The 12028-nt window shown below is 52.6% G+C and carries 10 protein-coding genes and 2 pseudogenes; 6 read left to right on the top strand and 6 right to left on the bottom strand.

The features are described from left to right. Positions 1 to 3: 3 nt before the first annotated feature. Positions 4 to 615 carry a membrane-bound lytic murein transglycosylase EmtA gene (gene emtA / locus C2U41_RS10685; RefSeq protein WP_003020914.1) on the bottom strand — a complete coding sequence of 204 codons (612 nt, stop codon included), beginning with the start codon at positions 613 to 615 and terminating at the stop codon, positions 4 to 6. Positions 616 to 713: 98 nt separating this feature from the next. Here emtA and ldcA point away from each other — a divergent pair, with 98 nt between their 5' ends. Both ldcA and C2U41_RS10695 read left to right on the top strand, forming a co-directional pair. After that, entirely contained in the window at positions 714 to 1628 is a 915-nt protein-coding gene (gene ldcA, locus C2U41_RS10690; protein WP_003841560.1) for a muramoyltetrapeptide carboxypeptidase, read from the top strand. 130 nt (positions 1629 to 1758) lie between these two features. After that, positions 1759 to 3393: pseudogene (locus tag C2U41_RS10695) on the top strand (potassium/proton antiporter); the annotation flags it as partial. Here the strand turns inward: C2U41_RS10695 and C2U41_RS30120 are convergent. From C2U41_RS30120 to C2U41_RS10705, 3 genes and pseudogenes are all read right to left on the bottom strand, one after another. Continuing rightward, a pseudogene (locus tag C2U41_RS30120) lies at positions 3394 to 3453 on the bottom strand (hypothetical protein); the annotation flags it as partial. It lies immediately after the preceding pseudogene. Between the two features lie 111 nt (positions 3454 to 3564). Further along, entirely contained in the window at positions 3565 to 4635 is a 1071-nt protein-coding gene (gene dadX / locus C2U41_RS10700; protein WP_103848638.1) for a catabolic alanine racemase DadX, read from the bottom strand. A gap of 12 nt (positions 4636 to 4647) precedes the next feature. Beyond that, entirely contained in the window at positions 4648 to 5946 is a 1299-nt protein-coding gene (locus C2U41_RS10705) for a D-amino acid dehydrogenase (RefSeq protein ID WP_003841565.1), read from the bottom strand. Positions 5947 to 6268: 322 nt separating this feature from the next. Between C2U41_RS10705 and C2U41_RS10710 the strand changes: the two genes are divergently transcribed. Continuing rightward, positions 6269 to 7801: a SpoVR family protein gene (locus C2U41_RS10710; RefSeq protein WP_003844058.1), complete on the top strand. Its 1533-nt coding sequence runs from the start codon at positions 6269 to 6271 to the stop codon at positions 7799 to 7801. A 102-nt stretch (positions 7802 to 7903) separates the two neighbouring features. Here C2U41_RS10710 and fadR read toward each other — a convergent pair whose 3' ends face one another. Further along, on the bottom strand, positions 7904 to 8623 hold the full coding sequence (fadR, locus tag C2U41_RS10715) for a fatty acid metabolism transcriptional regulator FadR (protein WP_003020931.1): 720 nt from the start codon (positions 8621 to 8623) through the stop codon (positions 7904 to 7906). 236 nt (positions 8624 to 8859) lie between these two features. Here fadR and nhaB point away from each other — a divergent pair, with 236 nt between their 5' ends. The 3 genes from nhaB to C2U41_RS10730 all read left to right on the top strand — a co-directional run bounded on the left by nhaB (position 8860) and on the right by C2U41_RS10730 (position 11528). Continuing rightward, positions 8860 to 10404 carry a Na(+)/H(+) antiporter NhaB gene (gene nhaB, locus C2U41_RS10720; protein WP_003020934.1) on the top strand — a complete coding sequence of 515 codons (1545 nt, stop codon included), beginning with the start codon at positions 8860 to 8862 and terminating at the stop codon, positions 10402 to 10404. A 141-nt stretch (positions 10405 to 10545) separates the two neighbouring features. Continuing rightward, positions 10546 to 11076 carry a disulfide bond formation protein DsbB gene (gene dsbB / locus C2U41_RS10725; protein ID WP_103848637.1) on the top strand — a complete coding sequence of 177 codons (531 nt, stop codon included), beginning with the start codon at positions 10546 to 10548 and terminating at the stop codon, positions 11074 to 11076. Positions 11077 to 11186: 110 nt separating this feature from the next. Further along, positions 11187 to 11528: a DUF1971 domain-containing protein gene (locus C2U41_RS10730; protein ID WP_003020940.1), complete on the top strand. Its 342-nt coding sequence runs from the start codon at positions 11187 to 11189 to the stop codon at positions 11526 to 11528. Positions 11529 to 11557: 29 nt separating this feature from the next. Here C2U41_RS10730 and C2U41_RS10735 read toward each other — a convergent pair whose 3' ends face one another. After that, positions 11558 to 12004 carry a YcgN family cysteine cluster protein gene (locus tag C2U41_RS10735; RefSeq protein WP_003020944.1) on the bottom strand — a complete coding sequence of 149 codons (447 nt, stop codon included), beginning with the start codon at positions 12002 to 12004 and terminating at the stop codon, positions 11558 to 11560. Positions 12005 to 12028 lie beyond the last annotated feature (24 nt).

Genomic DNA, 12028 nt, shown 5'->3' on the forward strand with positions numbered 1-12028 from the left:
GAATTACATTACATCCAGCGCTTGCTGAAGCTTCCAGATATAGCGCGGAGCCTGCGGCGCCGGATGATTGTCCGCAACATGTTCAATAAATTCATCCGGGCTGAGATCGTTGATCTTATTGATGGCTTTCTTCCTGTCGGAAGAGAACGTTCGCAGCAATGCTCCCGCTCCGTTAGCGTACGATACTACCAGCGCATACTGCATCACCTGTGGATCCTCAATCCCTGCCAGCGGCCCGGTCTCCAGAATGCTCAGGTATGCGGCCCCCATGGAGATATTGCGTTCGGGGTTTTTCAACTCGCTGGTCGACGGCTCTCCGCTCCATCCCATGCGACGATAAACATCGCGGCCTGAAGTCGAGGCTTTTAACTGCATCAGACCAATCGCATTAGACTTACTGACCGCATTCGGATTACCGCCTGATTCAATGGCAATAATAGCGGTAATCAATTGTGGACTGACACCCCAGGCCGCACCGGCTTTTTCACTGATCGGCATCCATTGCATTGCGCGTTTAACCGGAACTTCAGCATTCCACGGCGGGTTTTTGTAATCATGTTTTGAACTACAGCCCGCAAGTAATACAACCAAAAAAGCAAACCATCTCAATTTCACGTCATCTATCCTTATAGCCGGAACCTGTCGCTGAGGTGACAACGACATACCTACGCGGCATGATATACATTTGGTTTTAGTTGTAGCAAGGAAATGCCATGTCCCGGTTTCACTTAATTGCCCCATCGGGCTACTGTATCAATCAACAGGCTGCCTTACGTGGGCTTGCACGTCTTACTGAGGCCGGTCATCAGGTCGACAATTCAGCGGTCATTGCGCGCCGCTGCCAGCGTTTTGCGGGTACTGAGGCAGAAAGGCTTGCTGATGTGAACTCGCTCGTTAATCTGAAAACCCCCGATACCATTGTGATGGCGGTACGTGGCGGCTATGGCGCGAGCCGTTTACTGGAAGATATTGACTGGCAAGGGCTGGCAGCCCGCCAGCAACAAGATCCGCTGCTGCTGTGCGGGCACAGCGATTTTACGGCGATCCAGTGTGGTCTACTGGCTCAAGGGAATGTGATTAGCTTCAGCGGCCCGATGCTGGCGGCCAACTTCGGTGCCGAGGAGATAAACGCATTCACCGAGCACCATTTCTGGCAAGCATTGCGTAATGCCCAATTCACCCTCGAATGGCAGGGTGACGGTCCGCAGTGCGCGACTGAAGGTACACTGTGGGGCGGAAATCTGGCGATGATCATTTCGCTGATGGGTACACCGTGGATGCCGGCCATCAAAAACGGCATTTTGGTGCTGGAAGACATTAACGAGCATCCATTCCGTGTCGAGCGCATGCTGCTGCAACTGTACCACGCGGGAATACTGGCCCAGCAAAACGCCATTATCCTCGGCAGTTTTAGCGGCAGCGCGCCGAATGATTACGACGCTGGTTACAATCTTGATTCAGTTTGTGATTTTCTGCGCACCAGGCTGTCCGTTCCGTTGATCGGCGGCCTCGATTTTGGCCATGAACAACGCACCGTCACCCTGCCGCTGGGAGCCAAAGCGGTGCTGAAAAACGATAAAAACAGCACTCAGCTCACCTTAAGTGGGCATCCGGTACTAAAATCGTAAAAAAAGCAGCTAATGGGGCTAAGTAAAACGCTGTTTCTGTCGTTATTATGGTAGGGTTTATTAATACGAAACAGCGTAATTCAGGAGTAACCGAACGTTGGATGCCGCAGCAATTATTAGCCTTTTTATTTTGGGTTCCGTTCTCGTCACCTGCAGTATCTTACTCAGTTCATTCTCATCACGTCTCGGTATCCCAATTCTGGTGATATTTCTCGCTATCGGTATGTTAGCGGGTGTGGATGGTATTGGCGGCATACCTTTTGATAACTATCCTTTCGCCTACATGGTGAGTAACCTGGCACTGGCGGTTATCCTACTCGACGGTGGCATGCGCACTCAGGCCAGCTCTTTTCGCGTTGCGTTAGGCCCGGCGCTATCGTTGGCAACGGTCGGTGTGCTGATTACTTCCGGACTCACTGGCATGATGGCCGCGTGGCTGTTTCATCTGGATCTTATCGAAGGACTCCTGATTGGTGCGATTGTTGGTTCAACTGACGCCGCGGCGGTCTTTTCCCTGCTTGGCGGTAAGGGGCTTAACGAACGCGTTGGCTCTACGCTGGAAATTGAATCCGGTAGTAATGACCCGATGGCCGTGTTTTTGACCATCACACTCATCGCCATGATCCAAAATCACGAGACCGGTTTAAGCTGGATGTTCGCGGTGCACATTATCCAGCAGTTTGGCTTAGGAATCGCTATCGGTCTTGGCGGTGGATATATGCTCCAGCAGATGATTAACCGCATTTCTCTGCCTGCCGGACTGTATCCACTCTTGGCGTTAAGCGGTGGGATCCTGATTTTTGCCCTGACCACTGCGCTGGAAGGCAGCGGTATTCTGGCGGTTTATCTGTGTGGTTTCCTGCTGGGGAATCGCCCCATCCGCAACCGATTTGGTATCCTGCAAAACTTCGACGGTCTGGCCTGGCTGGCGCAAATCGCCATGTTCCTGGTGCTTGGACTGCTGGTTACGCCGTCCGACCTGCTGCCTATCGCAATCCCTGCGCTGATTTTGTCTGCGTGGATGATATTCATTGCCCGCCCGCTTTCGGTCTTCGCCGGACTGCTGCCGTTTCGTGGCTTTAATCTGCGCGAGCGTATTTTCATCAGTTGGGTGGGTTTGCGCGGCGCGGTGCCGATCATCCTCGCCGTCTTCCCAATGATGGCGGGCCTGGAGAACGCTCGCTTGTTCTTTAACGTCGCCTTCTTCGTGGTACTGATCTCGTTGCTGTTTCAGGGAACATCACTTTCATGGGCCGCGAAAAAAGCCAAGGTGGTGGTCCCTCCCGTCGGCTGGCCCGTTTCGCGCATTGGTCTCGATATTCACCCAGATAACCCGTGGGAGCAGTTTGTTTATCAGCTCAGCGCAGATAAGTGGTGTGTGGGTGCCGCGCTGCGCGACCTGCATATGCCGGAAGAAACGCGAATAGCCGCCCTGTTTCGTGACAACGAGCTGTTTCACCCCTCCGGCAGCACGCGTCTGCGCGAAGGCGACGTATTGTGTGTTATTGGTCGCGAGCGCGATCTCCCGGCTCTCGGCAAGCTATTCAGCCAGTCGCCACCGGTGTCGTTAGACCAGCGCTTCTTCGGTGATTTTATTCTTGAAGCCAGCGCGAAATATGCCGATGTGGCGCTGATTTATGGTCTGGATGATGGCACAGAGTATCGTGATAAGCAGCAAACGCTGGGTGAAATTGTCCAGCATCTGCTTGGTGCCGCGCCGGTCGTCGGTGACCAGGTGGAATTCGCTGGCATGATCTGGACGGTGGCCGAGAAGGAAGATAATGCAGTGCTGAAGGTCGGTGTTCGCGTTGCTGAAGACGAGGATGAGTAAAGCGGATGATGTTTGCCGGGTAGCGGCAGCGCCTTACCCGGCCTGTAAAATGCACTGAATCTACAGGCCCGATCAGCGCAGCGCCATCAGGCAACCCCATAAATGTTACACCGTCACAACCGGTACGCGCAGCGCCAAAGAACACATCAACTGGTAGCCCACCGTTCCTGCTGAGGTAGCTACATCGTCAATTTTAATCTCTTTGCCCCACAGCTCTACCGGTGTCCCGATCCCTGCCTGCGGGCACGGTGTCAGATCTACCGCCAGCATATCCATTGAGACTGTCCCTACCGTCCCGGTACGTACACCGTCCACCAGCACAGGCGTTCCGCTTGGCGCATGGCGCGGATAACCGTCTGCATAGCCGGTCGCCACTATTCCAATGCGCTGCTCGCCGCTGGCGGTGTAACGGCCACCGTAACCCACCCGATCGCCAGCTTTCAGCGTTTGTATGCCGATTATCTCGCTGCTCAGAGTCATCACTGGCTTCAGGCCGGTGTTGGCGATGTCCCGCCATTGTCCCGAAGGCGACGCGCCATACAAAATAATGCCCGGACGAACCCAGTCATAATGCGCTTCAGGGTGCCACAGCGTGGCGGCCGAATTCGACAGTGACCGTCTGCACTCCAGTCCTTCTGTTGCCAGCGCAATACGCGCCATTGCTTCCTGGATACCTTCCGGGTGCTCTGCATCTGCAAAATGCGACATCAGCGTCATTTCGCCGACGTTGGGCATCGCCCGCAGCTGTTGCCAGACCGTTGGAACTCTTTCCGGTAAAAACCCAAGCCGGTTCATACCGCTGTTCACCTTCAGGTAAACATCGAGCGGTGCTTTGAGGCGGGCATTCTGCAATGCTTTTAGCTGCCAGTTACTGTGTACACAGGTGGTCAGTCGATAATTGTCATATACCGTCAGGTCTTCAGCGTGGAAAAAACCCTCCAGCATGAGTATCGGGCCTTTCCATCCGCGCTCGCGCAGGGTTATCGCCTCTTCAAGATTGAGCATGGCAAAACCATCGGTTGTGCCCAGCGCATTCCAGACGCGTTCAATGCCGTGTCCATATGCATTGGCTTTCACCACCGACCAGACGCGAGCGTCCGGCGCTGCCTGGCGGGTAATGGTCAGATTTTGTTTCAACGCCTGCAGGTCAATGCTGGCCAGTATCGGGCGGGTCATCTCACGTCCTTATCAGTTATGTGCGCCATGTAAATGTCGTGGACGAGAGGGGGTAAACCCCGGACTGTAACGCGCCACGCTCAGATCGTCATAAGGTATGGCTGGCGTACGGCCAGAAAGGATATCGCTCAGCAACTGACCGGAACCGCAGGCCATGGTCCAGCCCAGCGTGCCGTGGCCGGTATTGAGCAGCAGATTCTTAAAGCGGGTGCGCCCCACCACCGGCGTACCGTCCGGCGTCATCGGACGCAGTCCAGTCCAGAAGGTTGCCTGCTCCACATGACCGCCGCGCGGGAAGAGATCGCGTACGACCATTTCCAGCGTTTCACGACGAGGTTGTAGCAGCTCTGTATTAAAACCGACAATCTCCGCCATGCCGCCAACCCGAATACGATTGTCAAAGCGGGTAATAGCGATTTTGTAAGTTTCATCAAGGATAGTAGAAACCGGCGCACCGTCGTCTTGCGCTACCGGAATAGTCAACGAATAGCCTTTGAGCGGATAGACCGGGATATCAACGATCCCTTTCAGCATCGCCGTGGAATACGAACCAAACGCCATCACATAGGCATCGGCTTTGATAATCTCTTCGCCGCACTGGACGCCATAAATCTGCTCACCATCGCTCAGCAGCTTATCGACCGGGGTGTTAAAGCGAAACTTAACGCCCGCCTGCTCCGCCATCTGCGCCAGACGCTGGGTAAACAACTGGCAGTCGCCGGTTTCATCATTCGGTAAACGCAGACCGCCGGTCAGTTTGTGCGCTACTTCTGCCAGTGCCGGTTCGACTTCCGCCAGACGATTTGCTTCCAGGAGCTGGTATGGCACGCCAGCGTCTTCGAGCACGGCGATGTCGCGAGTGGCGTTCTCATACTGTTGAGCGGTACGGAACAGTTGCAGGGTTCCGCCCTGACGTCCTTCATACTCAATACCGGTAGAGGCGCGCAGCGCTTTCAGACAATCACGGCTGTATTCCGCCAGTCGCACCATGCGTCCTTTATTTTCCATGTAGTGGCTGGTGTCGCAGTTGCGCAGCATCTGCCACATCCATTTCAACTGGAACTGGGTTCCGTCAAGACGAACGGCCAGCGGAGCGTGGCGCTGAAACATCCATTTGATTGCTTTAAGCGGTACGCCTGGTGCCGCCCATGGTGCCGCATAACCTGGAGATATTTGCCCCGCGTTCGCCGCACTGGTTTCCAGTGCCGGACCGGGCTCACGATCAATGACGGTGACATCGTGTCCAGCCTGACTTAAGTACCAGGCGCTGGTCACGCCAACGACACCACTTCCCAGTATGACAACTCGCATAGCCACTCCGTTAACAGTAAAAGAACAATCATCTAATTACATCTTGATAACTCAGTTGAAAATATTATTCAACATATGGCTTTTTTATGGTGACTTATCTCACATATAGCGGTGATGGCGGGGAACTCTCTGCTTTGGCATCTCCTGCTGTGCGTTATTTTTATCCAGCATAAAATTTTGCGACCATGCCGTTTTTCAACGCCTCGCTAACGAGAAATCGCAAAGAAAAAATTTCTGCCGCAGCACGTTTTTTAACACCATGATCTATGCTTGAAATGAGGTACTCCAGACAGAGAGTGCCGCCAACAATGAGGGTGCGCGAATGGCTACGATTGATTCCATGAACAAGGACAGCACACGGTTAAGCGATGGACCCGACTGGACGTTTGATCTGCTGGATGTCTATCTGGCAGAGATAGACCGCGTGGCGAAACTCTACAGACTGGATACCTACCCGCACCAAATCGAGGTGATCACCTCCGAACAGATGATGGACGCTTACTCCAGCGTCGGGATGCCGATCAACTATCCTCACTGGTCGTTTGGTAAAAAGTTTATTGAAACCGAGCGCTTGTATAAGCATGGTCAGCAGGGACTGGCCTATGAGATTGTTATCAACTCCAATCCGTGTATCGCGTATCTGATGGAGGAGAACACCATCACCATGCAGGCGCTGGTGATGGCGCATGCCTGCTACGGACACAACTCCTTCTTCAAAAACAACTACCTGTTTCGTAGCTGGACGGATGCCAGTTCCATCGTCGATTACCTAATCTTCGCACGAAACTATATAACCCAGTGTGAAGAACGCTACGGGGTAGATGAAGTCGAAAAGCTCCTCGACTCCTGCCATGCGCTGATGAATTACGGCGTTGACCGTTACAAACGCCCGCAAAAAATCTCCCTACAGGAAGAGAAAGCCCGGCAGAAAAGTCGTGAAGAGTATCTGCAAAGTCAGGTCAATATGTTGTGGCGCACGCTGCCGAAGAAAGAGGAAGAGAAAAGCGTGGCGGAAGCCCGGCGTTATCCCTCTGAGCCACAGGAAAACCTGCTGTACTTCATGGAGAAGAACGCCCCGCTGCTGGAGTCCTGGCAACGCGAAGTGCTACGCATTGTACGCAAGGTCAGCCAGTATTTTTATCCGCAGAAACAGACGCAGGTGATGAACGAGGGCTGGGCCACTTTCTGGCATTACACCATCCTGAACCACCTTTATGATGAAGGTAAAGTCACCGAACGGTTTATGCTGGAGTTTCTGCATAGCCATACCAATGTGGTATTTCAGCCACCCTACAACAGCCCGTGGTATAGCGGGATAAACCCTTATGCCCTGGGGTTTGCCATGTTCCAGGATATCAAACGTATTTGTCAGTCGCCGACCGAGGAGGACAAATACTGGTTCCCGGATATAGCGGGTTCCGACTGGCTGGAAACCCTGCATTTCGCGATGCGCGATTTCAAAGATGAGAGTTTTATCAGCCAGTTCCTGTCACCGAAGGTAATGCGCGATTTCCGCCTGTTCACCGTGCTGGACGACGATCGTCACAACTATCTGGAGATTTCTGCGATTCATAACGAGGAAGGATATCGTGAGATCCGCAACAGGTTGTCGTCGCAATACAACCTGAGCAACCTGGAGCCGAATATTCAAATCTGGAATGTCGATCTGCGTGGCGACCGTTCGCTCACCTTGCGCTATATTCCGCATAACCGCGCACCGTTGGATAAAGGACGCAAAGAAGTGCTCAAGCATGTACACCGGCTTTGGGGTTTTGATGTGATGCTGGAGCAGCAGAATGAAGATGGCAGCGTGGAGCTGTTGGAGCGTTGTCCGCCAAGGATGAACGGTCTGTAAATCTTATTGCCGGAGGCGGCGTAAACACCTTATCCGGCCTACGAAGTGCATGCATTCCAGGCCGGATAAGACGCTTTGGCGTCGCCATCCGGCTTTGAGCGATTAACGGCCCTGAATCGCCAAATCGCCCGGCAGATTTTTCTGCATACGATGCCAAATCTCGCCACTGTCGTGACCGTAGCGGCGCACCGTTTCATACACCTGCTCATGAGCACCCTGCTCGCAGAGTTCTGACAGCTTGTGGTAGAAGCTCAGCGCCAGCGCGCGCGCTTCCGGGTTGGCAAAATAATGGCGACCAATGCGGGTATATAATCCTTTCATACCGTTAAGGATCAAACCGTAAATCGGATTGCCGGAGGCAAATGCCAGACCGCGAAAAATGTTATAGTCCAGATCGGCAAATGCGTCAGCGTGGTCAGCCACCTGATTTGCCGTCGCCAGAACCTCCTGTGCTTTATCAGGATGCTGGCGAAACGCAGTACGAACAAAGATCGTCGAAATATTGGTACGCACAGACAGCAGATTATCAATCAGCTGCGGGACACTCTCGTGATCGAGGCGCGCCAGCGTTTCAAGAATATTCAGCCCGGAGGTTTCCCAGAAGTTATTTACCTTCGTCGGTTTGCCGTGTTGAATGGTCAACCAGCCATCTCGCGCCAGACGCTGCAATACTTCGCGTAGCGTGGTACGTGTCACCCCAATAAGTTCGGAGAGTTCACGTTCAGCGGGCAAAATAGTGCCAGGTGGGAAGCGGTTATTCCAGATACTTTCAATGATGTACTCTTCCGCGAACCCAGCCGGGCTTTGCGCCTTAATGACCATAGTAAAAATTCCATTACACAGCAAAACATAGTTACACACATCATACCAGATGGGTATCTTAGCTGATAGCTGACGCAATGAAGAAAAAGTGGATCAAGGCTTCATTTTCCAAATAACGCTACAATACAGCCAACCTTGCCAGTCTTGTGAATAGCTTGCCTGTACTCCCTCCTCCCGCTAAGCTTTGCGGTCAAACATAAAAATATGATTTCATTTTTAAAGGTAGGGAAATCACCATGGAGCTATCATGGGGCCGCGCGATGTGGCGCAATTTTTTAGGTCAATCACCAGACTGGTACAAACTTGCACTGCTTGTCTTCTTAGTCGTTAACCCGATTATTTTTTTCATCAACCCTTTTATCGCCGGCTGGTTGCTGGTGGCCGAGTTCATTTTCACGCTGGCGATGGCGTTAAAATGCTACCCACTGCTGCCTGGCGGGCTGTTGGCTATCGAAGCTGTCATTATTGGTATGACCAGCGCAACGCATGTTCGTGAAGAGGTTGCCGCAAACCTTGAGGTGTTATTGCTGCTGATGTTTATGGTGGCAGGCATCTACTTTATGAAGCAGCTGCTACTGTTTATTTTCACGCGTCTGCTACTCACTATTCGCTCCAAAACGCTGCTGTCGCTGGCATTTTGTGTTGCGGCCGCTTTCCTCTCGGCGTTCCTTGATGCTCTGACCGTCGTGGCCGTGGTAATCAGCGTTGCGGTCGGTTTTTATGGCATCTACCATCGCGTTGCCTCTTCCCGCGCGGAAGACAACAACATGCTCGATGACAGCCATATCGATCAGCACAATAAGGTCGTTCTTGAGCAGTTCCGTGGTTTTCTGCGTAGCCTGATGATGCACGCGGGTGTCGGTACGGCGTTAGGCGGCGTGATGACCATGGTGGGCGAGCCACAAAACCTGATTATCGCCAAAGCGGCTGGCTGGCATTTTGGCGACTTCTTCCTGCGCATGTCGCCGGTTACCGTCCCGGTACTAATTTGCGGCCTGTTAACCTGTGTACTGGTCGAGAAATTGCGCTGGTTTGGCTATGGCGAAACGCTGCCGGAGACCGTTCGTGATGTCCTGCAACAGTTTGACGATCAGAGCCGCCAGCAACGTACCCGCCAGGACAAAATCAAACTGATTGTCCAGGCTATTATTGGCGTCTGGCTGGTAGTTGCGTTGGCCCTGCATCTGGCAGAAGTCGGATTGATCGGTTTGTCGGTCATCATTCTGGCAACCTCCTTGACGGGAGTCACCGACGAACATGCGATAGGTAAAGCCTTTACCGAGTCGCTGCCCTTCACCGCCCTGCTGACCGTGTTCTTCTCTGTTGTTGCGGTGATTATCGATCAACAGCTCTTTTCGCCGATCATTCAGTTTGTATTGCAATCCTCCGAACATGCCCAACTGACGCTGTTCTACCTCTTCAATGGCCTGCTGTCTTCTATTTCTGATAACGTATTTGTCGGCACCATTTACATTAACGAGGCCAAAGCCGCGCTGGAACAGGGGACCATCAGCCTCAATCAGTATGAGCTGTTAGCGGTGGCGATCAATACCGGGACCAACCTGCCTTCGGTGGCAACTCCGAACGGCCAGGCTGCATTCCTGTTCCTGCTGACCTCTGCACTGGCGCCGTTAATTCGCCTCTCGTATGGTCGCATGGTGTGGATGGCTCTGCCTTATACTCTCGTCCTGACGCTCGTCGGTCTGCTTTGCGTCGAGTTCACGCTTGTCCCGGTGACCGAGTGGATGACCCAAACGGGCTGGTTAGCTACACTTTCATAACAATTAACCGGGCAAATCACTGCCCGGTTTGACTTTTTGCATGATAATTATCCGATTACGCAAATTTTCAATTCCCGCTAGTGGCGCATAAAGTGAATTGGTTTAAACTGCGGTCTCTACGCATGTTGCAGGGAAATGATTATGTTGCGATTTTTAAACCAGTGCTCCCGAGGTCGTGGGGCATGGTTATTGTTGGCGTTAACCGCCTTTGCGCTGGAGCTCGTTGCGCTGTGGTTCCAGCACGTCATGCTGCTAAAACCTTGCGTGTTGTGTATTTACGAACGTAGCGCATTATTTGGCGTGATGGGTGCAGGGCTGGTGGGTGCTATTGCACCAAAAACACCGCTGCGCTATGTGGCGATGATAATCTGGATTTACAGTGCCTGGCGCGGACTTCAGTTAGCATATGAGCACACCATGATTCAGCTGCACCCGTCCCCGTTTATGACCTGTAATTTTGCCGCACGCTTCCCAAGCTGGCTGCCACTGGACAAATGGCTGCCGCAGGTGTTTTTAGCGTCCGGTGACTGTGCTGAGCGCCAGTGGTCTTTTTTAACCCTGGAAATGCCGCAGTGGCTGTTGGGGATCTTCGCCGCCTACCTGGTAGTCGCCGTGCTGGTGGTGATAGCACAGCCGTTCAAACCGAAAAAACGTGACCTCTTCGGTCGCTAACAGAGACGCTCCTTCGGGAGCGTTTTTTTTGGCTTAAATTCATTGCCTGCTGGCATCTATAAGATGTATATTAAATACATCTTATAGATGCCACACCAAGGAGATGTCTTATGTCCCATTTACGCATCCCGGCAAACTGGAAAGTTAAACGCTCTACTCCCTTCTTTACCAAAGACAATGTCCCCGCAGCACTTCTTTCTCACCATAACACTGCAGCAGGCGTTTTTGGCCAGCTTTGTGTGATGGAAGGTACGGTAACGTATTACGGTTTTGCCAATGAAGACGCAAAAGAGCCTGAAGTAAAAGTGGTAATTAATGCCGGTCAGTTCGCGACCAGCCCGCCGCAGTACTGGCATCGCGTTGAATTAAGCGACGACGCCCAATTCAACATCAATTTCTGGGTTGAAGATGACAACCATGGAGATGAGATGTATCAGGCGAAAAAGTCTTAAGCCCTTACGCCTGCTAATCGATGGGCGGCTTAGTCCGCCCATGAAGGTTTGTTCAAAATATGATCCTGCCAGTCACGCACTTCCGATTCTTTCACCGCAATATGACGTACTGAAATACGCTCGCCGTGCATTGCCGCTTTGGACCCCGTCAGCAGTGGATGCCACTCCGGCAGCCCTTTACCTTCCGCTAACAGACGATAAGCACAGGTCATCGGCAGCCATTCAAAGGTAGGCAGATTGTCGCGCGTCAGTTTGATACAGTCAGGCTCATACTCGAATCGTCGCTCGTAATTACGACACTGACAGGTTTTGATATTGAGCTGCTTACACGCGACGTTGGTAAAATAAATTTCGTCGGTGTCTTCATCCATCAGCTTATGCAGGCAGCATTGACCACACCCGTCACATAATGACTCCCACTCGGCATCGGTCATTTCATCCAGGGTTTTACTTTGCCAGAAAGGTATGTCGCTCATCAGGGTATCCGCTATTGCAATAAA

Origin of the sequence: Citrobacter freundii complex sp. CFNIH4 (assembly GCF_002934505.1) — a bacterium.
Taxonomy (GTDB): domain Bacteria; phylum Pseudomonadota; class Gammaproteobacteria; order Enterobacterales; family Enterobacteriaceae; genus Citrobacter; species Citrobacter freundii.